Annotated in this window: 20 protein-coding genes; 6 read left to right on the plus strand and 14 right to left on the minus strand. The window is 37.0% G+C overall.

The window, feature by feature from the left end:
- Positions 1 to 363: 363 nt before the first annotated feature.
- From CWS31_RS13000 to CWS31_RS13015, 4 genes are all read right to left on the minus strand, one after another.
- On the minus strand, positions 364 to 1755 hold the full coding sequence (locus CWS31_RS13000; protein WP_246143528.1) for a TIGR03503 family protein: 1392 nt from the start codon (positions 1753 to 1755) through the stop codon (positions 364 to 366).
- Complete coding sequence (dnaQ, locus tag CWS31_RS13005) at positions 1746 to 2516, minus strand: DNA polymerase III subunit epsilon (RefSeq protein WP_101342758.1); 771 nt, start codon at positions 2514 to 2516, stop codon at positions 1746 to 1748. Before dnaQ ends, CWS31_RS13000 begins: the two co-directional genes overlap by 10 nt.
- Before the next feature lie 95 nt (positions 2517 to 2611).
- Positions 2612 to 3100, minus strand: a complete 489-nt coding sequence (locus tag CWS31_RS13010) for a DUF2919 family protein (protein WP_101342757.1) — start codon at positions 3098 to 3100, stop codon at positions 2612 to 2614.
- Positions 3090 to 3833, minus strand: a complete 744-nt coding sequence (locus CWS31_RS13015; RefSeq protein WP_101342756.1) for a DUF599 domain-containing protein — start codon at positions 3831 to 3833, stop codon at positions 3090 to 3092. Before CWS31_RS13015 ends, CWS31_RS13010 begins: the two co-directional genes overlap by 11 nt.
- A gap of 369 nt (positions 3834 to 4202) precedes the next feature.
- On the opposite strand from CWS31_RS13015, the gene CWS31_RS13020 reads away from it, so the two are divergent.
- From CWS31_RS13020 to CWS31_RS13035, 4 genes are all read left to right on the plus strand, one after another.
- Positions 4203 to 4655: an META domain-containing protein gene (locus tag CWS31_RS13020; protein WP_101342755.1), complete on the plus strand. Its 453-nt coding sequence runs from the start codon at positions 4203 to 4205 to the stop codon at positions 4653 to 4655.
- 158 nt (positions 4656 to 4813) lie between these two features.
- Complete coding sequence (gene cysK, locus CWS31_RS13025) at positions 4814 to 5794, plus strand: cysteine synthase A (protein ID WP_101342754.1); 981 nt, start codon at positions 4814 to 4816, stop codon at positions 5792 to 5794.
- Between the two features lie 172 nt (positions 5795 to 5966).
- A complete protein-coding gene (locus tag CWS31_RS13030; RefSeq protein ID WP_246143529.1) occupies positions 5967 to 6458 on the plus strand; it encodes a hypothetical protein in 492 nt (163 codons plus the stop codon).
- A gap of 54 nt (positions 6459 to 6512) precedes the next feature.
- The gene (locus tag CWS31_RS13035; protein WP_101342764.1) at positions 6513 to 6722 is read left to right on the plus strand and encodes a DUF1653 domain-containing protein; all 210 of its coding nucleotides are present in this window, start codon (positions 6513 to 6515) and stop codon (positions 6720 to 6722) included.
- Positions 6723 to 6744: 22 nt separating this feature from the next.
- Here CWS31_RS13035 and CWS31_RS13040 read toward each other — a convergent pair whose 3' ends face one another.
- Positions 6745 to 7014: an acylphosphatase gene (locus tag CWS31_RS13040; RefSeq protein ID WP_101342753.1), complete on the minus strand. Its 270-nt coding sequence runs from the start codon at positions 7012 to 7014 to the stop codon at positions 6745 to 6747.
- 154 nt (positions 7015 to 7168) lie between these two features.
- Between CWS31_RS13040 and CWS31_RS13045 the strand changes: the two genes are divergently transcribed.
- A complete protein-coding gene (locus CWS31_RS13045; protein WP_101342752.1) occupies positions 7169 to 8359 on the plus strand; it encodes a class I SAM-dependent methyltransferase in 1191 nt (396 codons plus the stop codon).
- Between the two features lie 90 nt (positions 8360 to 8449).
- Here the strand turns inward: CWS31_RS13045 and CWS31_RS13050 are convergent, their stop codons facing one another.
- From CWS31_RS13050 to CWS31_RS13060, 3 genes are all read right to left on the minus strand, one after another.
- Entirely contained in the window at positions 8450 to 8749 is a 300-nt protein-coding gene (locus tag CWS31_RS13050; protein WP_101342751.1) for a PilZ domain-containing protein, read from the minus strand.
- A 115-nt stretch (positions 8750 to 8864) separates the two neighbouring features.
- Positions 8865 to 13025, minus strand: a complete 4161-nt coding sequence (hrpA, locus tag CWS31_RS13055) for an ATP-dependent RNA helicase HrpA (protein ID WP_246143530.1) — start codon at positions 13023 to 13025, stop codon at positions 8865 to 8867.
- A gap of 163 nt (positions 13026 to 13188) precedes the next feature.
- Positions 13189 to 13623 (minus strand): CBS domain-containing protein, encoded by a 435-nt coding sequence (locus CWS31_RS13060; RefSeq protein WP_101342749.1) that lies wholly within the window; start codon positions 13621 to 13623, stop codon positions 13189 to 13191.
- A gap of 300 nt (positions 13624 to 13923) precedes the next feature.
- Between CWS31_RS13060 and trxC the strand changes: the two genes are divergently transcribed.
- The gene (gene trxC / locus CWS31_RS13065; RefSeq protein WP_101342748.1) at positions 13924 to 14361 is read left to right on the plus strand and encodes a thioredoxin TrxC; all 438 of its coding nucleotides are present in this window, start codon (positions 13924 to 13926) and stop codon (positions 14359 to 14361) included.
- 137 nt (positions 14362 to 14498) lie between these two features.
- Here trxC and nadN read toward each other — a convergent pair whose 3' ends face one another.
- From nadN to CWS31_RS13095, 6 genes are all read right to left on the minus strand, one after another.
- A complete protein-coding gene (gene nadN, locus CWS31_RS13070; protein ID WP_101342747.1) occupies positions 14499 to 16424 on the minus strand; it encodes an NAD nucleotidase in 1926 nt (641 codons plus the stop codon).
- A 645-nt stretch (positions 16425 to 17069) separates the two neighbouring features.
- Positions 17070 to 17942: a succinate--CoA ligase subunit alpha gene (gene sucD / locus CWS31_RS13075; protein WP_101342746.1), complete on the minus strand. Its 873-nt coding sequence runs from the start codon at positions 17940 to 17942 to the stop codon at positions 17070 to 17072.
- Positions 17942 to 19108 (minus strand): ADP-forming succinate--CoA ligase subunit beta, encoded by a 1167-nt coding sequence (gene sucC / locus CWS31_RS13080; protein WP_101342745.1) that lies wholly within the window; start codon positions 19106 to 19108, stop codon positions 17942 to 17944. The genes sucD and sucC overlap by 1 nt, the downstream gene beginning before the upstream one ends.
- 322 nt (positions 19109 to 19430) lie before the next feature.
- On the minus strand, positions 19431 to 20918 hold the full coding sequence (gene odhB / locus CWS31_RS13085; RefSeq protein WP_101342744.1) for a 2-oxoglutarate dehydrogenase complex dihydrolipoyllysine-residue succinyltransferase: 1488 nt from the start codon (positions 20916 to 20918) through the stop codon (positions 19431 to 19433).
- A gap of 23 nt (positions 20919 to 20941) precedes the next feature.
- Positions 20942 to 23752 (minus strand): 2-oxoglutarate dehydrogenase E1 component, encoded by a 2811-nt coding sequence (locus CWS31_RS13090; protein WP_101342743.1) that lies wholly within the window; start codon positions 23750 to 23752, stop codon positions 20942 to 20944.
- A 96-nt stretch (positions 23753 to 23848) separates the two neighbouring features.
- Positions 23849 to 24556, minus strand: coding sequence for a succinate dehydrogenase iron-sulfur subunit (locus CWS31_RS13095; protein WP_101342742.1), 708 nt, complete (start codon positions 24554 to 24556; stop codon positions 23849 to 23851).
- Between the last annotated feature and the right edge of the window lie 11 nt (positions 24557 to 24567).

The raw sequence follows: 24567 nt of genomic DNA on the forward strand, positions 1-24567 counted from the left end.
CCCCGGCGTGACAGGCCGGTATTCTAACCAACTGAACTACCACTCCGCGATCTTTCGTCTGTTTCAACAACAAGTCGTTGAATGCGGCGAGATAATACGGTTATGATGAACTGCAGTCAACCACTTTTTTAATAAAATTGTCTGCATGAGCATTTGAAGAGCAATCTGATGAATTTACAAGCATATTTTCACTGATTTTATCGATTTATGTCGATATGAATAACTTCTCTTATTTGCTAATTCGTTTAAAGATAATTTAAATTTAAACTTTTTATCATCATTAGTTATGTCAACGAGACTAAATCAACTTATTTGGCATAAGTTAAATGATTAGTTTCTGCTATTAAAATGACTAACCTCTGGTTATTTTCTACGCATTATCCAAAATAATACTAAGCCAACAATTATAATTACTATGTTCGCAGCAACAATTAATAAAATAATTTTTTGGTCTTGGTCAGATTTTGCTTGTTGTTGGGCTATTATAGCCTCTTCTATATCTTCATCTAAGTCGACAATAAAATCGTCCGCCGACTGAATATTTAATGGCTGCCCATCTTTCATGTTCATTGGTGTTGTTAACTCTAATGCCTTTTCAACATTAAAGCTAAACTCTGGAACAACCAAACGAAATTCTCGCCCTGTCGTAGACTGCCCAAAAGCATTAACATTTACACGGTATATGCCAGGCTCAGTATTAGTAATGGTTGTTGTTCTTGTGACACCGCTATCCTCCATGATAGAAAACGGTTCACTTTGTCGATCTGGATAAGTAAATTTCCCTTGAAATACTAAACTATTAGGATCTACAAAACTTGAATCGATAGTCAAAATAAGTTGATGTGGTTTTTCCACGTCATCAGATTGGACAACACTTATTTCAATCGGATTTTTCTGTAACACAATAGGTCTTTGATTTAACTCACGCGTTGTCATAGGAAGTTTTACAAAATAAACCGGCTGCCATTCACCTGGAGCAAAATCCAAAACAAATTCGCCAGTAAATATATTATCGTTGGCGTATTCATCAAGTGCATAACCATCATCTCGAAAAGAGGTCACTTTTATGGCATCAGCACCAAAGTTATCAAAAAGTGAATTGTTGGTACTGTAGAAGTTAACATCAAGTTTTACCACATCCTTAAAATGTGGCGTTCTAATTGGCTCATTGCCATTAATTAGTTTACCTTCAACTTTTAACGTCTCTCCTGAAAATGCAATTTCAGGTAACGGTTCTACAACTAATTTAACATCCGAAACAACTAAAATTTGGCTCTGCGGTAAAATATCTCCTACTGCTTGCCAAGGCCCAGGCATAGGTTTGATGATTTTTATCATGTCAAAAGTGCTATCGTCAAACCACTGCACTTTTTCTTCATCAAAATTATTTACTCTAATTTTACTGCCATCAGGCCTAATTAAGATAATGGGCGTACTGCCGCTTTTACGGTAAAAAATGAGTGTGATTTCTTCTATATTGGCATCTAGACGAAAACGATTATCAAAATAAGGTATTTGGTTTGTTATATTATCTTTTTGGTAATAATTAACCGCAGACACATCAAGCTTTTTAGCTTCTACTATTTCATCATTAATAACAGCGCTTTCATTACTAGCTGTTTGCACTGCACTTTCTATTGCAGTGCTATAAAAAGCATTGGCATTAAAAGATAAGAGTAAAGTAAGCAATGTGCCCACTAACATTGGTACTGTATTTACATGTTGCTTGATATATTGTCTGCTTATTATTTCCAAAGTGGCTCAGCTCCTTTTTTAGCGATAACCGCTACACGTTCTTCGTGCGCTATTAATTCATCGGCAGAAGCGGTAATAACCTTTAATTTATTACGTGTTGATGATAAACGTCTTATGGAATTGGCATCTTCATCGCTACCTTCACTTGAAGATAAGTTGAAAGTAGACTGTTTACGTGTCATTTCAACATACACAAACGCTAATAACTGTGCATCGATTAACGCGCCATGGTAAGTACGGTCGACTAACTTATCTACCCGATAAAATCGAGCTAAATAATCTAAGGTTTTTGGTGAGCCGAGTTCATCTTTCGATACTTTTAGTGTATCCGTGATAGTACATATATCTTCCGTCATTGGCACTTTATCTTGGCTACGTACGGTTGAGTTGTATAAGGCGAATTCATGATCCATAAAGCCAACATCGAACTTGGCATTATGAATAACTAATTCCGCACCACGAATAAACTCAACAAACTCATGAACAACTTGTGAAAATATAGGTTTGTCATGTAGGAAATCATTTGTTAAACCATGAATATCAATAACTTCTTGTTCCATTTCTAATACATTACCCTGTTGATCTAAGGGTTTTATATAGACGTGAAATTTTCGGCCTGTTAATTGACGATTTATCATCTCAACACAACCAATTTCAACAATGCGATGACCTTCCCTCGGGTTTATACCCGTGGTTTCAGTATCTAAAATAATTAATCTCTGGTCTTTTTCTGGTTGTTGAGTTGTTGTCGTATGATCCACGGTGAGCCTTTTTATAAAAATGTTCAGGATATTGATTTAAAGCTACTAGTTTAAAGGTATTCGTTTAACTATAGTAGTCATAACATAATCACGTATTATTTTTCTGGTAATTTTTGTGGGAATTCTATTAAGTTTATTTGCATGCGCTTACTGCTATAACATAAAGCAATTAAGACTATAATTATTGTCGCTTGACTTGTTAGCCAAAATACTGAGGTGAGTTGCCAATAAAAATATCCTATTAGGTTAACAAGAAAATCAAATATTAATGCTGTAACAAGAAGTATCCGAGTATAAGGCCATAATGTTTGCACCCAACTTGGCGCATCAGGTCGTCGCATACTTATAATAAATACAACAAGCAAACCTAAAGCGCCTGAAAGTAAACTTAAAAAAAACAAACTCGTTTCAGGATACACCCACTGCATGGTTGCAACTCTATCTTTCATGTTCGTGACTGACATCAGCCAGATCAAGTAACCGCGTAGCACAAACAGCAAAACAATATAAAAACGTTTCGATAACTTTAAACAATCAAACTTATCAAAATCTTCAATGGAATATTCTTTATAACTATTCTCCATTCGTGACTTTCACTTTGCTTATGTGACGTTCTTGATTAAGTAATCGTTGTGCATTAATAATTGCACGTACTGCTTTTGAATTAAACTCACGTGTATAAAGGGTATAAACAACCCAAAATGTAACTGCCATTAATAATATTGGGTGTATAAACCATGAAATTTCAGCAATGGCAAAATAATATGATCGTAAGCCATAATTATACGAATGTGCCGCTTGGTCTTGCACTGTAGCCATCTCTTTTGCATATTCTTTAAGGTCTTCATTATCGCTGGAGAAGTTTTCTGCCGTTGGTGCCGAGCCAATTAAAACGTTTACAAAGCCATATTGGCGCATTGACCAAGTGAACTGGAAAAAAGAAATAACAAAAATAAGGCTTAACACACCTAATTTAAGTTGTATCGCTAAATGGTCAACTTCTACAGCAAATGGTAACGACGCAATCACTCGTTCAAGCGTTTCAACTTGCGCAAACAAAGTTAAAATACCTGCTAATATTAATAACGTACTTGAGGCGAAAAAAGCAATGTTACGCTCTAAATTTGCCAGCAGTGCCGCATCCGATACTCTGACATCACGAGCAATTATTTCATACATCCAGTGTATTCGGTGTTGATGTAATGTACGTGCGATGCAATCTGTTGTTTTTGCTTTCTTTCGAGCAAAAACTGAGTAGCCATACCAGGCACTAATAAAAACACATAAGGCTAGAATATCGATGGGGCTAAAAGGCAAAATAAATTCCTAAAATATAACGAATACACCAAGTTGTTAGATTATACGTCAAGACGTTTTATTGACCAACAACTTCATTGAATTCATATGATTGCAAAAAAAACAATCATCAGTCTAAGTAAACACTTTTATTGATGATTACATTAAAACTAAATTAATACTTAAATTGATAACTAAATTAATACTTAAATTGATAACTAAATTAATAACCGCATAGGTCTTTAACACCTTACATTTAAAACACTGTAATTTACGGTAACAACTAATCTCTTGAGTTTTAATATTATTTGAATAACACTATCTAAATCATTAAGCTAGTTAACTAATATTTATTGCTTAAGTTAGCATGAAATAACTAATAGGAAAGCTATGAAAAATAATATCACCAAGTTATCGACTAAAAGTCTTAAAAGTCTGCTTTTACTCGCCTCTCTTTCAACCGTACTTACTGCGTGTAGTAATAACACAGCTACATTACCGTTAGATGAAGAATTACCCGGCATGTGGACTGTTGAGTCAATTAATGACTCACCAACCATTAAAGACAGTAAGGTAGATTTAAAATTTACTGCTGAAAATCAATTATCTGGTTCAGCATCATGTAATAATTTTTCAACAGGCTACACTATTGAAAATAATACCTTAACTATTGGTCAGATGGCTGTCACTCGAAAAATGTGTTTACCTGCATTAATGGACCAAGAGTCAAGTGTATTACAAGCATTAAGTAAGGTTAAACGTTTCGCCTTAAACAATGGACAATTATCCTTGTTTGATCAACAAGGTGTTGTACAATTAAAAGCGAGAAGAACAAAGTCGTAATCGTAATCTGGTCATAAGAAATGCGTTAAAAACATACAATAAATCAATGTTATATGATTTTTTGATATAGCATTATAAGTTATAACAAAATATCACTTCTTTTTTTATAACAACTCGCTACTCTTATGCTGTTAAATAACTCATTCACAGGATCCAACATGTCTAAAATTTTTGATGACAATACAACAACCATTGGTAACACGCCTTTGGTAAAATTAAATCGCGTAATTGGTGCAGACAGTGGCGCTAATGTATACGCTAAAGTTGAAGCAAGAAATCCTAGCTTCAGTGTAAAGTGTCGCATCGGCGCAAGCATGGTTTGGGATGCTGAAGAAAAAGGTTTATTAAGCCCTGGTAAAGAAATTGTAGAACCAACTAGTGGTAATACAGGTATTGCCTTAGCATTTGTTGCTGCAGCCCGTGGCTACGGCATTACCTTAACTATGCCAAGCACTATGAGTTTAGAGCGTCGTAAGCTTCTTGTCGCCTTAGGTGCTAAAGTTGAACTAACCGACGGTGCTAAAGGTATGGGCGGAGCAATTGCTAAAGCACAAGAGCTTAGAGATTCAAACCCTGATAAATACGTTTTATTAGGTCAGTTCGATAACCCTGCAAACCCTAAAATTCATGAAGAAACTACTGGTCCTGAAATCTGGAATGATACAGACGGTAATGTTGACATTTTTGTTGCTGGTGTTGGCACTGGTGGTACGCTAACAGGTACCAGTCGTTATATCAAATTAACTAAAGGTAAAGCGATACAAACTGTTGCTGTTGAACCGACTGACTCACCTGTTATTACCCAAGCACTTGCGGGCGAAACGTTAACACCGGGTCCTCATAAAATTCAAGGTATTGGTGCTGGCTTCATTCCAGGAAACTTAGATCTTGAAATGGTTGATGCGGTTGAACTTGTTTCAAACGAAGATGCTTTTGCTATGACTCATCGCTTGATGAAAGAAGAAGGTATTTTAGCTGGTATTTCTTCAGGTGCAGCAGTTGTTGCAGCTAAGCGCCTTGCAGAGCGTCCTGAAAACAAAGGTAAAAACATTGTTGTTATTTTACCAAGTTCAGCTGAACGCTATTTATCAAGCGCACTATTTAGTGAAAGCTTTAGTGAAAAAGAATTAGTTCAGTAAACTAACTCTGCTTAAAAGCGTTCTAATTTACAAGAAAAATGAATTATAGTTAATGATTCATTCAAAAAAGGCACTTCGGTGCCTTTTTAATTACTCGTGATAAGTTTTAGCTTCACTTTCATAAAGCAACTACGTTACTATTTAATAATATTTTTATGGCTGACGATATACTATGCATTCTTCTAAAAATTATTATTCTCAAGTGTACTCTGCTAAAACGTTTCGCTCTAAAGTTTTATTACTCACTGTCTTTACTTGTTTTTTATTAATATTAAATGGCTGTGGACGAGAAGATAAAACCAAAATAAACGAAGTTGATAATCCTGAAAATGTCGCTATAGCTTTTTTTAATGCTCTCTATAATGAAAAAAATGTAGAAAAAGCCGCTTCTGTTTGTAATCCTAAATTAGCACGCTTAATTCTTCATTATCGCTCACCTGAAGCTGTTGGTAGGCATTTATTTAATATGTCTTATGACAATGTTGAAGTGAGACCCGATACCGATGGTGTTAAAGTACGCGAGCAATTTAAAGACAATGCCATTATAACAATCTATCTAGATGGTTATTATCAAGAAAACCTAATTAAAGAAGTAAAACGTCTTGCTTTGGTTCAAAAGAATGGAAAATGGTATATTGATAAAATATTAAAAGACCCTTTTTAATTTTTACATGAAGCACTAACTAAAAATGTTCAATAAGATAAGTAAGATAAAATGATGCTAAAAAAAGGTACATATCAACACTTCAAAGGTAACTTATATAAAGTCTTACATGTCGCCAGACACAGTGAAACTGAAGAATATCTGGTGGTTTATCACCCTTTAGCTACCCCTGAAGATATTTGGTTACGTCCGTTAGCTATGTTTGATGAAACCATAGAGCGCGACGGTAAAACAATTAAACGCTTTACCTTTATAAAACCATAATTTCACCAATACAAAACAAATATTAATTAATTGAGAAAAAACTGTACGACTGTAATGCGACTTGCTTATATTTTATATCAGTTACTTCGGCTTCCTCTGGGCCGTGTGCTAACCACAGTAACATTTTATCAATATTAGCTTGCTCGCCGCACAACATCACTTCAACATCACCATCGGTTAAATTACGGGCATAACCACTTAAACTAAGGTCTATTGCTTGCTGCTGGCTTGATGCTCTGAAATATACGCCTTGCACCCTTCCTGAAATATGTACAATGTAGCTTACATTCATATTTGTATCCCTTCATAAATTAAAATTCGTATTTATCGCGGTAAAGTTTGCACCTCAGTCTGTCAACGACTAAGATCGGCACATGCCCTTCTCACAGATTAAATAACCTTGTTTTTTATTATGTTATTTGATCATTAAAAATAAGTATAGACATATGTCAGCAAGAATTTCTTTAAATGTTGGTAGAGAAAAATCTTTATTACGTAAACATCCATGGGTTTTTTCGAAAGCCGTAAACAAAATAAAAGGTAAACCAATGCTAGGAGATACCGTTGATGTATTAGACAGCAAAGGTAACTGGTTAGCAAAAGGAGCTTATTCACCTGAATCTCAAATTAGAATACGTGTATGGAGCTTTAATGAAAATGAAGAAATTGATCGCAACTTCTTCTTAGCTAAATTAAAAAGTGCTCAAGCCCGACGTGATTGGTTTATTGCTCAAGGTAACTTAACTGGCTATCGACTGATTGCCGGTGAATCTGACGGTTTACCCGGTGTAACCATCGATAAATACGATAACTTCATTGTTTGTCAGTTACTTAGCGCCGGCGCTGATTTTCATCGTTATACGATTGTAGATTGTCTTACTGAACTTTACCCTGATTGTCATATTTATGAACGATCTGATGTAGATGTCCGTAAAAAAGAAGGTTTAGAGCCTGTTACTGGCTGGTTAACCGAGCCACAAGATTCAACCGAATGCATTATTGAAGAGCACGGTATAAAAATTCATGTTGATGTAGCCACAGGTCACAAAACTGGCTTTTATTTAGACCAGCGTGACTCTCGCCTTGCTGCAGGTAAATTTGCTAAAGACAAAACCATTCTTAATTGCTTTTCTTATACTAGTACTTTTTCATTACATTGTGCGGCCAACGGCGCTAAAGAAGTGATTAATGTTGATGTTTCACAATCAGCGCTTGATATGGGTGAACGTAACCTTGCCCTTAATGGTTTATCTGATAGTAATGTCAGCTTTGTAAAAGAAGACGTATTTAAGTTATTAAGACGATATCGTGAAGAAAAACGTCAGTTTGATATGATTATTCTCGATCCACCTAAATTTGTTGAATCAAAAGCGCAATTAACGGGTGCATGTCGAGGCTATAAAGACATTAACATGCTAGCAATGCAGTTATTAAAGCCTGGCGGTTTGTTATTAACTTTTTCTTGCTCTGGCCTAATGGAAGCAAGCTTATTCCAAAAAGTTGTTGCTGATGCAGCTTTAGATGCAAAACGAAATGCTTATTTTGTTGAGCGATTACAACAAGCTGCCGATCATCCTATTTCAAGTAATTACCCTGAAGGGTATTATTTAAAAGGGTTAGTTTGTCAGATTGAATAGTAACTTTATGCATCAAAACTAAAAAGCCAGAATAACTTCTGGCTTTTTTATATCGCATTATTTATATCACGTTAGTAATTATACGTTGAATTAGTCAATTTCTTCAATCGCAATACCAATGAGATAGCAATTTGCGCTCTCTTCTTCAATACGAACTACACGCCCGCTTACGTCAAGTGCCTGCACTTGGCTGCTAGCAGAGTCGACTTTAACTTTTACTTGGGTAGAAATTGATAACGGATGATCAATTTCAAATGCCATACCAGTGGCACTTAAATCACGACAAGTCGCGGTAATAGTTGTGTTTACTTCATCATCTATAACGGTAACAGCTACTTCACTATTTAACATCATGCGATAAAAATTGCGTTTATCATCGTATCCTTTCATTTGCCCACCTAAGTAGATTATTTATCATCTTATTATTTATACGGAGCAAAGTCAGATGTGTCAACTAACAGTATTAAAAAATATCGCTCATCTCAGCTCATTTTACATTGGGCAATTAAGCAAAAGCTTTTAAATGATTTAAAATACGCTTCACTGATATTGGTGATGACGTTCCCAAATTTTGCGCAAACAATGAAACCCTCAACTCTTCAATTAACCAACGGGTATCTAGTAACTCAGTTTCAATCGGTTTATCTTTACGTTGTTTGCCAATAATTTGTTGAAAAGTATCATTTACTTTTGTAACTTCAATAAGCTTTAACCTATCTTGATTCGGATCGATAGGCAGCTTTTCTAAACGGCGTAACATACCTTGTAGATAACGAATAATATCGTCAAGTTTATCTAATCCTGAGGCACTAACAAAACCCTTAAATATTAATTGCTCACATTGTTGTTTAATATCACCATGTGATTGAATAACATTAAGTGGCACACTGCCTTTCATTTTTTTGGTTACGTCATGGCGTAAACTCAACGCCCGCTCAACTTTTATAGCAGCTGTTAATACGCATTCTGCAATTTCTGCACGAACAAAATCACAACATTGTTTAAATTGTTTTTCATCCCGCGGTAACTCGCTATTATTATATCGATTAGAGAATTCTGTTACCAGTGACAAACAAGCGCCTTGAATACAATCTTGTAATAAGTCATTAATTGAACCAAAAGGATTAAAATACAATCCAAGTTTAGCTTTGTTAGGGAGTTTTTCTTGTAAATATTTTAACGGAGTCGGAATATTTAATAGAATAAGTCGACTAAGCCCTTTCAACATAGCGGCCTGTGCATGTTGCTCTTGCTCAAATAACTCAATAGCAACACTGTTTTTATGATCTACTAATGCAGGAAACGCTTTAATAGTAATATTAGCTACTTTCTTCTCATATCCTGTAGGTAAATCACCAAAGTTCCACTGGGTTAATTCAGCTTTCTCAATGCCCTTTTCAGCCACTTGTTTTATGGTCGCTTTTACTTTGCCCTGTAATTCAGATTTAAGTAAATTAAGATCTCTGCCCTGCTTTAGTAATTTACCTTTGTCATCTACTACTTGAAAATTCATGGTTAAATGTATTGGCAAGCTAATATCTTGCCAAGCATCTTCAGGTAAACGTACACCTGTCATGCGTAATAACTGTTTAGCTAACGCGTCTTGTAAACTACCTTGTTCTGAAGGCATAGCAGCAAGACACGCTTGCGCGTAATTTGGTGCCGGTACAAAGTTACGGCGTTGTGCTTTTGGTAACGTTTTAATTAATGCGATTGCAAGCTCTTCACGTAATGCAGGAATTAACCAATCAAAACCTAGGTCTTGTACTTGGTTTAATAAAGCGATGGGAACTATTACGCTAATACCATCGTCAATATCGCCAGGGCTAAAGTGGTAACTCAAGGGTAAAGTAATACTATCTTGTTGCCAAAAGTCAGGGTAATCAGCGACAGTTAGTTCATCAGATGACTCATTTAATAAAAAAGATTTAGTAAAGTCGAGTAACTGGCCGTTAGTGTGTTTTTCTTTTTTCCACCAAGCTAAAAAGCTTCGCTGACAAACAATAGTTTCAGGCAGCTTTTGGCTGTAAAAATCAACAAGCTGCTGCTCATCAATTAAAAAATCTCGTCGACGGGCTTTTTGCTCAAGGGCTTCAATGCTCTCAACTAATTGCTGATTTTTAGTTAAAAACTTTTCTTTAATTGTACTGTCGCCATTCACCAAAGCTTCTCTAATGAATAGTTCACGACAGGTTATAGGCTCAATGGTATGAAAATTAACTTTACGTTTAGTAACAATACTTAAGCCATATAAGGTGACTTGTTCAAAGGCCATTACTGCACCTTGTTTTTTCTCCCAATGCGGCTCACTGTAATTTCGTTTAACCAAATGCTCGGCAAGTGGCTCTAACCACAGAGGATCTATTTTTGCATTCATGCGAGCAAACAAACGACTGGTTTCAACAAGCTCTGCAGACATTAACCATTTAGGTGATTTTTTCGCTAATGCTGATCCTGGGAAGATGAAGAACTTCATTCCCCGCGCACCTTTGTACTCACGGTTTTCATCTTGTTGACCAATATGACTAAGTAAACCTGAAAGTAGCGCTTGGTGCACAGGGATTAATGTTGAGTCTTGTTCGTTTTCTTTCGCGTTATTTTCTGCTTTCCCCTGATTAGCATCAGACGCAGCATTTGGCATACTAAACTGATAATTAACCGAAGTTAACGTAATTTTCTGTTCTTTTAGCGTCATTTTTAATTGTGTGTAAATATCTTGCCATTCACGTAAACGGACATAAGAAAGAAACTCACGCTGACATAATTTTCTAAACTGATTTTGTGTTAAGTCTTTTTTCTGAACATTAATATACTGCCAAAGATTTAACAAACTGATGAAATCTGATTGTTTATCTCTAAAGCGATTATGTTTTTCATCACTTTGCTGTTGTTTTTCATGTGGTCGTTCACGCGGATCTTGAATACTTAACGCACTGACAATAATAAGAATTTGTTCAAGGCAACCAAAGTCAATAGCGCTAATCACCATTTTAGCTAAACGCGGATCTATCGGAAACTTAGCGAGTAATCGACCAGACTTAGTTAATTGTGTTGCTGTTTTTGATACCTTGTCTCGATTACCGTTACGACCTTTAATTACGGTTGCAGTTTCAACCGCAGCTATTTCTTCTAGTAATCTTATACCGTCGGTAATATTACGGTTATCAGGCGCTTCTACAAACGGGAAGTTAGCAATATCACCTAAATCTAAGGCATGCATTTGCAATATAACGGTGGCTAAATTAGTACGTAATATTTCAGGATCGGTAAATTCAGCTCTGCTTAGGTAATCATCTTCTGAATATAACCGAATACAAATACCTTCTGACACACGGCCACAACGCCCAGAACGTTGATTTGCACTGGCCTGAGAAATAGGCTCAATAGGTAAACGTTGTACTTTGGTACGGTAGCTATAACGTGATATACGCGCAGTTCCTGGATCAATAACGTATTTAATCCCTGGTACTGTTAAACTTGTTTCAGCAACGTTAGTCGCTAAAACAATATTTCGCCCCGTGTGCGGCTTAAATATTTGATTTTGCTCGGCAACCGTTAAGCGCGCATACAAAGGTAGTATGTGGGTATGACGTAAATTAGCTTTGTTTAACGCGGCTGCAGTATCACGAATTTCTCGTTCACCATTAAGAAAAATAAGAATATCACCTTGTCCGCAATCACTGAGTTCATCAACGGCATCTAAAATACCGCTGATCACATCAACATCTTGCTGAGACTGATCTTCGCCATCCTCATCTATGCGATTATTTAATGGGCGGTAACGCATTTCAACGGGGAATGTTCTTCCCGATACTTCAATGATTGGTGCTAATTCACCTTTATCATTCGCAAAATGTTTAGCAAAACGTTGTGGATCAATAGTTGCTGAGGTGATAATTAATTTAAGATCAGGTCGTTTAATTAATATTTGCTTCAAATAACCTAGAATAAAATCTATATTTAAACTACGTTCATGAGCCTCATCAATAATGATAGTGTCGTATTTTCGCAGTAACCTATCTTTTTGCATTTCCGCCAGTAGAATACCGTCGGTCATTAATTTGATATAACTTTTATCACTTACTTGATCATTAAAGCGAACTTTATAACCAACTTGATCTCCTAATTGTGTACCTAGTTCTTCAGCGATACGGGTAGCTACAGTTCTTGCAGCGATACGTCTGGGTTGTGTGTGGCCAATTAAACCATCAACACCACGGCCAAGTTCAAGACATATTTTAGGTATTTGTGTAGTTTTACCTGAGCCTGTTTCACCTGCAATAATAACCACTTGATTAGCTTTAATAACCTCAGCAATCTCAGCTGCGTTATCAGAAATAGGTAAGCCTTCAGGATATGTGATTTTTGGTAAGTTATTGAGTTTAAATTGCTTGTCTTGAATCGACTTGATAATCGCTTGCTGCAGTTGCTCAACCAATTTAATTTGCTTATCTGACAATGCTATTTCAGACGTTTCTTGCTCAGCTAATGAATCATCGGCATCTTTGTTTTTAGCTATATTTTTATAGGAATTTTGATTAAACGTTTTTTTGAGTGAAATTAAGCGATTTTTGAATCGACCAACATCACAGGTTTTGGCTTGCGGAAGTAGATCAAAAAGGCTTTGTAGATGAGATATAGAGATAACAGAAGATTCAGTCGACACGGAAAAAACAAACCCAAATAGAATATTAAAGGGTTATTTTAACAGTAAAGTTGTGTAATTACAGTGTGTAAATAAGATAAAAACCATCTTTAAGATGGCTTATCACATTACACTATATTTATGACAGTCTCGATAAAAGCCTATTTTAGAGAGCATGTTGACATTAGTAAGACGCTTGCGCTTTCTCAATAATTCCCCTTGTTTGGGCGTATTGATAACAAGCTTGCAATACTTCATTACGACAAATAGTACCCACCAGATTACCTGAGTCATCAATAACAGGGTACACTTTGGGTTTATTGTTCAACATGCTTTGTCCTAGCTCAATAATACTATCGTAAGGTTTTACCGATAACACATCTTTGCGCATTATGTCTTTTATAAAGGCGACATTTTCATTAAAGTATAAGGTATCCAACATTTTTTTCAAAACATCACTCTCTGAAATGAACCCTAATAATTTATAATTTGAATCAATAACTGGCCCACCTATTTGCTTAGTTTTTATAAAACGTAGTGATGCTTCCTCCACCGACATTTGCTCTGTAAAGGTTACTGGGTAGTGATTCATATGATTTTTTACTTGTAATGATTCCATATTCGCCCTTAACTAATTAATCTACTCACTGTAGTTTAGTTTTTTTAGTTATTTAAAAGAGTTATTTCATATTTAATGCAAATATGAAATTACATCAACTCGACATTAATAATTGTAGATAAGGGTTTGCCAAAAAACCAACTTGACAATGAATAAACTTATAATATTGTTTCAGCATCATTGAAACTTTCAATATAAAGGGTTAACCCATTTAAAAAACAACAATTAACAGTTAAATGCTATTAAGGTAAAATAACAAACTACTCCTTATTCAATTCAAGATTTAAATAATGGAAAATTATGAACATAGTCTGTGCTAACTGCTTTACGACAAATCGTATTCCTGATGATAGAGATTATAACAAAGGAAAATGTGGTAAATGCCAACAAGCAGTTTACTCTTCAACACCTGTAGTGCTTGGAATTAATACATTTAGTCCTTTTATTAAGCGCAACACTTTACCTGTAATTGTCGACTTTTGGGCGAGTTGGTGTGGACCTTGTCAGAATATGGCACCTATATTTAACAAAGTTGCGCAAACATCCCCTACTTTGCTTTTTACAAAGGTAAATACTGAGCAAGTACAACAAGTTTCTGCTGATGCGAATATTCGTAGTTTACCTACCTTAGTCTTTTTTCATGCTGGAAAAGAAATAGATAGAATATCTGGTGGTTTAAATGAGTTGCAAATGAAGCAGTGGATTGCACAGAGCGTGCAAAAAATAGGTAACGTATAATCTCTTATTAAACGTTTAAGAAGACGTTTTTTTAAAATGAAAATGCCTTAACAAATATTGTTAAGGCATTTTTATATTAAACAGATTTACGGCAACCTAAGTTTTAAAAGTATTCGACAAAATCGAGACTTTATAAACTATAAGTTACTATCGTCTGCACAAGTTGTTACTGTACTGTGATCACAACCCGCTGAGTCTATGTACGATTTAGTTGAGTACTCTGCAATAGGTAACTTCATCAGTGTTTCATTGTTAGCTGTTAAGGCATTAACATAATCAATAAAACCTTGTGCATATTCAGTATAAGTATTAACAAATTTACCTTGATCGTAAACCACTCCAAATGTGTCATAACCATCTTGACCTGAAGCAATGAAATCGTTAGTTGCGATGATGTAAGTCGCCGTTAAGTTGATATCACTCCAAGTAGATGCTACTTGAGAGTTAACCTCTACATTGCTAATGCGGCTACCTTTATCTTGTGACGCATCTACATCGAAACGTAAACCTGAAGCGTAAGGATAAGCACCAGTAGAGCCGTCCGGATTAAGACCAGCATCAAGAGCGTCTTCTAATACATCAATCACTTGTTGACCTGTTAACTCAAGTGTTACTAACGTATTTGAGAAAGGTAATAAGGTGAAAGCATCGGCAATAGTATAATCTTGGGCTGCTACATCAACACGAACGCCACCACCATTTTGAATAGCAATATCAGCTGTAGGCGTAACCATTAAAAAAGCTTTAGCAACAATATTTGAAATATCACTACCGCGCTCATAGGTTGCAGACTTATCACAAATGCTTGAGCGTGCTTGACCTGGAAAACGATCTAAACATAAATCATCAACACTTGAACCAATAACCGTTTGTTTAAGTACATCTACTTGTTCATCAAAGGTACTTAGTAAACTTGCTGTTGCGGTATCTGGTGTTGTAACAACCACTTCTGAATGATTAGTTAACGCAGCAGTAACTGTAGCTTTATCAGCATCTGTTAACATTTTGTCTTCACTGTCACTAAATTCATATTCAAAATCAGCAGCAATAGGCATATATGGTTGACCTGAACACTGAGTAACCACCCCGTCCTTATCAAAACTTACATTTAGCTCACCCATAATATGTGCATATTCCCATGCTTGAACGACACATACAGGTTCATTATCAGCATTAACAACTTGAGTAGGATATTGTGCAACAGGGTTAAAACCTAAATCACTAAAAGAGCTATCACCTAATAAAGTATGAGAATCACCACCAACAATGACATCAACACCATTTAACGCTGCTGCTAGTTTTAAGTCATTGGCGTATTGATAATGCGTCATTAAAATTATTTTATTAATGCCCTGCGCTCTTAACAAATCAATATTTGTTTGCGCTGTTGTAGTTTCATCTAAAAACTGTGTTTCTTTATCTGGACTTGAAGAATTTTTAGTTTTACTTGAAATGTCGATACCGATAATACCAATTTTTTGACCATCACGTTCGATAATAGTATATGGTTCAATGTAGCCTTCAACTATCGCTGAATCGGCTGCAGGTACTACGTTAGCAGCTAATGTTGGCGTATGACAATCGGTAGAATTTAATGCATCTAAAAAGTTAGCTAGACCTGAATCACCATCATCAAACTCATGGTTACCTAATGCAAAAGCATCGAAACAAATTTCATTCATTACTGCAGCATCTGCTTCACCATTAAATAATGAATAGTAAAGCGTACCAGTAATTGCATCACCTGAATGGAGTTTTAATACGTTAGCGTTTTCGCTAGCAAGCTTGTCAAACAAGCTAACCATCATTGGAAAACCACCGTAAGTTACGTTGACTTCTTCAATATTTGAACCATCTTCAGTTTTAGTTGCTAATGACAAACCTGACACATCGAAACCAAAGTCTTCTGCCGCAATATGAGAATGGTGATCGTTCATATGTAAAATGGTTAATTCTAGTGGCTCGTTATCTATATCAAGCGCATCTTTTATATCGTCACTATCGCAACCGACTAAAGCTGCAGAAATAATTAAGGCTAAACTGGTTAATTTGAAAGCTTTCATGTTGGCACTCGTATTGTTAATTGAAGTAAGTTAGATTAATTAACAAGTTACAAAATAAATGTGACAAATAATTGAATAATAAAAGACAGTAATTTTATGGTTTTATGACAGTTTTATTTTTCATCATCTTTTACGGTATTACTCACTATAAAGACAATGGATTCCCGACAAGATACTTCGGGAATGACGTTTTCACATGTACTTCCATCATTAAATTAAATAAACGCAAAAGTTAAAGTTAGTTCTTTAACTGTTAGGTAGGCGTTCCTCAAGCCTGCTTAAATTAAATCCCTAAATGAATATATGAATTTGGATGTGTAGAAAACGTTTAACTAATGCTTGGCGTTTATTTTTCTGTCTGGCGTCGCAGTGGCGACCACACCAAGGCGCGACGTACCGCCGCGTCTCCCCTTGGAACCCCTGCGGCTTCCTGCTCAGCAGAGCACTACAATCAAATTTAAGTACTAAACCTATTACCTAAATGAATATATTACTTTGGGTATAGTGAACCTTTATTAGTGCTTGGCGTTTACTTTTCTATCTGGCGTCGAGGTGGCGACATTTTCGAAGCTAATAAAAAACCCGCATCCTCTATTAAAGAATGCGGGTTTTTATTAAGAACAACAGTTTGCAATCAAAAGCTGATTACCAACCTGTTTTCTCTTTAAGTGCGCTGCCGATATCCGCTAAAGAACGAACTGTTTTAACACCAGCCGCTTCTAATGCTGCGAATTTCTCGTCAGCTGTACCTTTACCGCCGGCAATAATCGCACCAGCGTGACCCATACGCTTACCAGCAGGTGCAGTAACACCAGCAATGTAAGATACTACAGGTTTAGTAACGTTAGCTTTAATGTACTCAGCTGCTTCTTCTTCAGCAGTACCACCAATTTCACCAATCATTACGATTGCTTCAGTTTGTGGATCGTTTTGGAACATTTCTAAAACGTCGATGAAGTTAGTACCTGGGATTGGATCACCACCAATACCTACACAAGTAGATTGGCCGAAACCAGCGTCAGTAGTTTGTTTTACGGCTTCGTACGTTAACGTACCTGAGCGTGAAACAATACCAACTTTACCTGGTAAATGGATGTGACCTGGCATGATACCAATTTTAGTTTCGCCTGGAGTAATAACACCTGGACAGTTAGGACCAATCATACGAGCGCCAGACTGTTCAAGCTTAACTTTAACGTCAACCATATCTAAAGTTGGAATACCTTCAGTGATAGTAACGATAAGTTCAATACCTGCATCGATAGCTTCTAAGATAGCATCTTTACAAAATGGTGCTGGTACGTAGATCACTGTAGCAGTTGCGCCAGTTGCTTCAACAGCTTCACGAACTGTGTTGAATACTGGTAAACCTAAGTGTTCTTGACCGCCTTTGCCTGGTGATACACCACCAACCATTTGCGTACCGTATGCAATAGCTTGCTCTGAGTGGAAAGTACCTTGACCACCAGTGAAACCTTGACAGATTACTTTAGTATCTTTGTTAATTAATACAGACATTATTTGCCCTCCGCAGCTGCAACAACTTTTTGTGCTGCGTCAGTTAATGATTCAGCAGCGATGATGTTCACATCAGAGCTTGCTAATACTGCGCGACCAGCTTCTGCGTTAGTACCTTCTAAACGTACTACAACAGGAACTTTAACGCCTACTTCTTTAACAGCAGCGATAATACCTTCAGCGATCATGTCACAACGAACAATACCACCGAAAATGTTAACTAATACTGCAGAAACGTTGTCGTCTGAAAGGATGATTTTGAATGCTTCAGCAACACGTTCTTTAGTAGCGCCACCACCAACATCTAGGAAGTTAGCTGGCTTGCCGCCGTGTAAGTTTACGATATCCATTGTACCCATTGCTAGGCCGGCACCGTTAACCATACAACCAACATTACCATCTAAGGCTACGTAGTTAAGCTCGAAGCTTGCTGCATGAGCTTCACGTGCATCTTCTTGAGATGGATCGTGCATTTCACGGATTTTAGGTTGACGGTATAAAGCGTTACCATCTACACCAATTTTACCGTCAAGACAGATTAAATCGCCTTCGCCAGTAATAACTAGTGGGTTGATTTCTAATAATGCGAAATCGAAATCTTCGAACATTTTCGCTAAACCTAAAAAGATTTTAACGAATTGTTTCATTTGAGTAGGGTTTAAACCTAATTTGAAACCTAATTCACGGCCTTGGTAAGCTTGAGCGCCTACTAATGGATCAATTTCAGCTTTATGAATTAATTCAGGAGTTTCTTCAGCGATTTTTTCTATGTCAACACCGCCTTCAGTAGATGCCATGAATACAACTTTACGAGAACCACGGTCAACAACTGCGCCAAGGTATAATTCGTTAGCAATATCACATGCGTCTTCTACTAAAATTTTAGAAACCGGTTGGCCTTTCTCATCTGTTTGGTAAGTCACTAAGTTTTGACCTAACCATTTTTGAGCAAATGCTTTGATTTCTTCTTTAGTTTTTACAACAGCAACGCCGCCCGCTTTACCGCGACCACCAGCGTGTACTTGAGTTTTAACAACCCATACGTTACCGCCAAGTTTATCGGCAGCTTCAGCAGCTTCATCAGGTGTATCGCAAGCGAAACCTCGTGATGCTGGTAAACCATATTCAGCGAATAATTGTTTCGCTTGATACTCATGCAAATTCATGGTGTTTTATCCATTTATCTGAAAATTGTGACAGCAACCAAATCGATAACTCGATGTACAAGGCTGCCAATAAAAAATCGTATGCAGTATAGTACATAAGAGATGCCTACGGTAGGTTTTATAGATATTTGTATTTAGTATATCGGGTATTCACAATACATATAACTATTGCCCTGCTTATGTTTTTTTGTACATTATGAAAACAAAAAGCCTCAATAAGATTTATTGAGGCTTTTTAAGTAAGGTTTTTAAACCTTAAGATTACTGTTTGTCATGAGTTAAATATGCACTTAGCTCATGCTCAGTACATATTTAAAAGCAATTAAACGTCAAGTAAAAGACGCGTAGGATCTTCTAACAATTCTTTGATTGTTACTAAGAAACCAACAGATTCTTTACCATCAATTAAACGATGATCATAAGATAATGCTAAATACATCATAGGTAAAATTTCTACTTTACCATCTACCGCCATTGGGCGGTCTTGTATTTTGTGCATGCCTAAAATTGCCGCTTGTGGCAAGTTAAGGATTGGCGTTGATAATAACGAGCCAAATACACCACCGTTAGTGATAGTGAAGTTACCGCCAGTCATATCAGCCATAGACAATTTACCGTCACGACCTTTAATAGCTAAATCACGAATACCGTTTTCAATGCCAGCCATACTTAATTGATCTGAATCACGTAATACTGGAGTAACTAAGCCACGTGGCGTAGAAACAGCAATAGAGATATCAAAGAAGTTGTGATAAACAATGTCATCACCATCAATTGAAGCATTAACTGCTGGGTAACGTTTAAGGGCTTCAGTTACAGCTTTCACGTAGAAAGACATAAAGCCTAAACGTGTATCATGTGTTTTCTCAAATAAATCTTTATATTGAGCACGTAAATCCATGATTGGCTTCATGTTAACTTCGTTAAACGTAGTTAACATTGCTGTAGAGTTTTTAGCTTCTAATAAACGCGTAGCAATTGTTTTACGTAAACGTGTCATAGGTACACGTTTTTGACTACGCTCACCTAATTCTTGAGAAGCTGCTGGAGCAGGTGCAGATGCCGGAGCTGCTGCTGGTTTGTTAGCTGCTGCTTCAACGTCTTCTTTAGAAATACGACCGCCTTTACCAGTGCCTCTAACGTCTGCAGCTGTTAAACCTTTTTCTGACATTAAGCGACGAACTGATGGGCTTGCTATCTCATCAGAGCTTACTGCATCTTGAACTGGTGCAGCAGTTGCTGCAACAGATGCTGTAGCACCTGCGTTAAGCTCACCAATTTTTTGTGCGCCTAATACAGTATCACCTTCAACGTGGATTATTTTGCCAATCACGCCGTTGTCTTGCGCTACAACTTCTAATACAACTTTATCAGTTTCGATATCAACTAAGTTTTGATCCATAGTTACCGTGTCGCCTTCAGCAACATGCCAAGTAGCTACCGTAGCATCGGCTACTGATTCAGGTAAAACTGGAACAACAATATCGATTACTTTAGCTGAAGATTCGGTTGATGCTGCTGGTGCATCTTTTGATTCTGCTTTAGCTTCCGTTTCAGATGAAGATTCTGCTTCACCTGCAGAGAAAACACCAATTACTTGATTTCCAAGTACGGTAGCGCCTTCTTCTTGAGTGATTGAAGTGATAACACCGTCAGACGTAGCTGGTACTTCAAGTACTACCTTGTCTGTTTCGATATCAACTAATACTTGATCACGTGTAACTTTATCGCCAACTTGTACATGCCAAGTGGCAACAGTAGCATCAGCTACTGATTCAGGTAAAACTGGAACCTTAATTTCGGTTGTCATTTTTTATATTCCTTTCACAAAAACTAGTCTTTTTCAACATTAAGCGCGTCATTGACTAGCGCATGTTGCTCTTTAACATGGACAGACATATAACCTACAGCAGGAGCTGCAGATGGCTTACGGCCAGCATATGTCAAGTAAGTACCTTTTGGAATTGCCGCTCTAAAATGATGCTGTGAACAGTACCAAGCACCTTGGTTTTGCGGTTCTTCCTGACACCATACGAATTGCTGCACGTTTGGATATTTTTCCAACTCGGCTTTTAGCTCATCTTCTGGGAACGGATACAATTGTTCAATTCGAATAATTGCAACGTTAGTTTGTTCATCTTTACGACGTTGTTCTAACAATTCGTAATAAACTTTACCACTACAGAAAACAACGCGTTCTACGTTTTCTGGTTTGATATCATCTACTTCACCAATAACATTATGGAACACACCAGTAGATAATTCTTCCATTGAAGAAACCGCTAATGGGTGACGTAATAATGATTTAGGCGACATAACAACAAGCGGACGACGCATAGGACGTACTACTTGACGACGCAACATGTTAAATACTTGCGCAGGTGTTGAAGGTACACAAACTTGCATATTGTGATCTGCACAAAGTTGCAAGAAGCGTTCAAGTCGAGCAGATGAATGCTCAGGGCCTTGACCTTCATAACCGTGTGGTAACAACATAGTTAAACCACATAAACGACCCCATTTTTGCTCACCAGAGCTAATGAATTGATCGAATACTACTTGTGCACAGTTAGCAAAATCACCAAATTGTGCTTCCCAAATAGTTAAACCGGCAGGCTCTGCGGTTGTATAACCATATTCAAAAGCAAGTACTGATACTTCTGATAATACAGAATCATGTACATCAAATGGACCTTGCCCTTCACGAATATTTTGTAGCGGTAAATATTTACTGCCATCATTTTGGTTATGCAATACAGCATGACGATGGAAGAAAGTACCACGGCCAGAATCTTGGCCTGTAATACGAACACGTTCGCCAGAATCTACAATTGAAGCATATGCTAAGTTTTCAGCCATACCCCAATCAAGTAGCTTCTCACCTGATGCCATTTTTTTACGATCATCATAAATTTTATTAACACGACTATGTACTTTATGATCTTCTGGAATAGTAACAATTTTATCGGCAAGCTCTTTTAGTTTTGCAACTGAAATTTCTTTGTCATAATCATCGTTCCATTCATGACCAAGGTAAGGAGTCCAGTCAACTGAGTGTGCAGTCATTGGGCGCCATTGTTCTACAGTACATTGACCTTCATCTAATAGCTTACGGTAATAGTTAGTTAACTCTTCAGCTTTCACTGCAGTAACTGAACCTTCGTTTGCTAATTGGTCTGCGTATATTTGACGTGGTGTTGGATGTTTTCTAACTTTTTTATACATCAACGGCTGTGTTGCACTAGGCTCATCAGCTTCGTTGTGACCGTGGCGACGGTAACAAACTAAGTCAATCACAACATCACGTTTGAATTCATTACGGTAATCTATGGCAATTTGTGTTGCTAAGATAACCGCTTCTGGATCGTCACCATTTACATGAAGAATTGGTGCCTGAACCATTTTAGCAATGTCAGTACAGTATTCGCCAGAGCGTGTATCTTCTTGCTTAGATGTAGTGAAACCAACCTGGTTGTTTACCACGATGCGAATAGTACCGCCTACTTTGAAGGCATTCGCTTGTGACATGTTAAAGGTTTCTTGAACAACGCCTTGACCAGCAATTGCTGAGTCACCGTGAATAGTAATAGGTAAAACTAAATCACCTTGTTTACAGTTACGACGGTCTAAACGTGCACGCACAGAGCCGATAACAACAGGGTTAACAATTTCAAGATGCGATGGGTTAAACGCCAAGGCTAAATGAACATTACCACCTGGGGTCACAAAATCTGAAGAGTAACCTTGGTGATATTTAACATCGCCAGAAGATTTTATTTCGTCGTGCTTACCGCCGAACTCATCAAATAACTTTGATGGATTTTTACCCATAACGTTAACTAAAACGTTTAAGCGACCACGGTGAGCCATGCCGATAACAACTTCTTTAGCGCCATTTGTACCAGCACGCGTAATAAGCTCTTTCAACATAGGAACTAAGGCATCACCACCTTCAAGTGAGAAACGTTTAGCACCTGGGAACTTAGCCCCTAAGTAACGTTCTAAACCATCTGCAGCAATTAAACCTTTTAAGATCTCTTCTTTTTCTGAAACTGAGAAATCAGCTTTAGATTGAACAGACTCTAAACGGTTTTGTAACCAACGTTTTTCATCAGTATCAGTAATATGCATATACTCAGCACCAATAGAAGAACAATATGTTTTTCTTAAGGCTTTGTATAAATCACCTAACTTCATTGACTCTTGCCCAATAGCAAAAGAACCAACGTTGTATTCTTTATCAAAATCATTTTCTGATAAATCATGATGAGCAAGTTGTAAGTCGCGTACTTTATCACGCTGCCAAATCCCTAACGGATCTAGATTAGCGTTCTGATGTCCACGAAAACGGAATGCGTTAATAAGCTGAAGTACTTTAACTTGTTTTGCATCGCCACCGCCTGAAATTACAACAGTTTTAGCAGGTTGCTTAGCAAGCTGTCTAAATTCGTCACGAATTTCTGAATGTCGATACTCAAGCTCTGAACCTTCAACTTTAGGAAGTTGTTGGAAAATTTCACGCCACTCATCAGAAACCGAGTGGGCATTATCCAAATACGATTCGTATAATTCTTCAATATAAGCTGTGTTGCCACCGCTAAAATGAGAAGACTCTAACCAAGTCTTCATTGCACCTTCTGGCATTGCCTGTTCCTTGTTGGGATAAGAGCAATCATAAATTGCTTAACTAAATAATAGCAGGACACTATTTATATAATAAACAGTGCCCTGTCAATAAAATTAAACAGCTCTAGTCAATAACATTGACTTAATGTGACCAATTGCTTTGGTTGGGTTTAATCCTTTTGGACAAACATCAACACAGTTCATGATTCCGTGACAACGGAAAACACTATAAGCGTCCTGTAAACCATCTAAACGTTCTTCGGTTGCAGTATCACGACTATCGATTAAGAAACGATAAGCGTGTAACAAACCTGCAGGACCGATGAATTTATCTGGGTTCCACCAAAATGATGGACATGATGTTGAACAACATGCACATAAAATACATTCGTAAAGACCGTCTAACTTATCTCGTTCTTCGATTGTTTGAATGTTTTCACGTGCCGCTGGCTGTGCATCATTTATTAGGTATGGCTTAATTTTCTCATATTGCTGATAAAATTGAGTCATATCAATAATTAAATCACGTACTACCGGTAAACCAGGTAATGGACGTAAAATGATTTTTTTAGCTTTCAATTCTGATAATGGCGTAATACATGCTAAACCATTTTTGCCATTCATGTTTAAACCATCACTGCCACAAACACCTTCACGACATGAGCGACGGAATGACAAACTTGAATCTTGCTCTTTTAATAAGATAAGTGCATCAAGAACCATTAGGTCTGAGCCATCAGGTATCTCTAGCTCATACTCTTTCATGTATGGCGCATTATCAACTTCAGGGTTATAACGGTAAATCGAAAATAACTGTTTCATTACAATGCTCC

It is taken from the genome of Colwellia echini (genome assembly GCF_002843355.2).
Taxonomy (GTDB): Bacteria; Pseudomonadota; Gammaproteobacteria; order Enterobacterales; family Alteromonadaceae; genus Colwellia; species Colwellia echini.

What these genes read in the sequence shown, in the direction of transcription:
- CWS31_RS13035 (WP_101342764.1), top strand. Translation starts at nt 6,513, where the DNA reads ATGCTAAAAAAAGGTACATATCAACACTTCAAAGGTAACTTATATAAA.
- CWS31_RS13045 (WP_101342752.1), top strand. Translation starts at nt 7,169, where the DNA reads ATGTCAGCAAGAATTTCTTTAAATGTTGGTAGAGAAAAATCTTTATTA.
- CWS31_RS13050 (WP_101342751.1), bottom strand. Translation starts at nt 8,749, where the DNA reads ATGAAAGGATACGATGATAAACGCAATTTTTATCGCATGATGTTAAAT.
- CWS31_RS13010 (WP_101342757.1), bottom strand. Translation starts at nt 3,100, where the DNA reads ATGGAGAATAGTTATAAAGAATATTCCATTGAAGATTTTGATAAGTTT.
- CWS31_RS13060 (WP_101342749.1), bottom strand. Translation starts at nt 13,623, where the DNA reads ATGGAATCATTACAAGTAAAAAATCATATGAATCACTACCCAGTAACC.
- CWS31_RS13095 (WP_101342742.1), bottom strand. Translation starts at nt 24,556, where the DNA reads ATGAAACAGTTATTTTCGATTTACCGTTATAACCCTGAAGTTGATAAT.
- sucD (WP_101342746.1), bottom strand. Translation starts at nt 17,942, where the DNA reads ATGTCTGTATTAATTAACAAAGATACTAAAGTAATCTGTCAAGGTTTC.
- nadN (WP_101342747.1), bottom strand. Translation starts at nt 16,424, where the DNA reads ATGAAAGCTTTCAAATTAACCAGTTTAGCCTTAATTATTTCTGCAGCT.
- CWS31_RS13030 (WP_246143529.1), top strand. Translation starts at nt 5,967, where the DNA reads ATGCATTCTTCTAAAAATTATTATTCTCAAGTGTACTCTGCTAAAACG.
- CWS31_RS13040 (WP_101342753.1), bottom strand. Translation starts at nt 7,014, where the DNA reads ATGAATGTAAGCTACATTGTACATATTTCAGGAAGGGTGCAAGGCGTA.
- sucC (WP_101342745.1), bottom strand. Translation starts at nt 19,108, where the DNA reads ATGAATTTGCATGAGTATCAAGCGAAACAATTATTCGCTGAATATGGT.
- odhB (WP_101342744.1), bottom strand. Translation starts at nt 20,918, where the DNA reads ATGACAACCGAAATTAAGGTTCCAGTTTTACCTGAATCAGTAGCTGAT.
- cysK (WP_101342754.1), top strand. Translation starts at nt 4,814, where the DNA reads ATGTCTAAAATTTTTGATGACAATACAACAACCATTGGTAACACGCCT.
- trxC (WP_101342748.1), top strand. Translation starts at nt 13,924, where the DNA reads ATGAACATAGTCTGTGCTAACTGCTTTACGACAAATCGTATTCCTGAT.
- CWS31_RS13020 (WP_101342755.1), top strand. Translation starts at nt 4,203, where the DNA reads ATGAAAAATAATATCACCAAGTTATCGACTAAAAGTCTTAAAAGTCTG.
- CWS31_RS13090 (WP_101342743.1), bottom strand. Translation starts at nt 23,752, where the DNA reads ATGCCAGAAGGTGCAATGAAGACTTGGTTAGAGTCTTCTCATTTTAGC.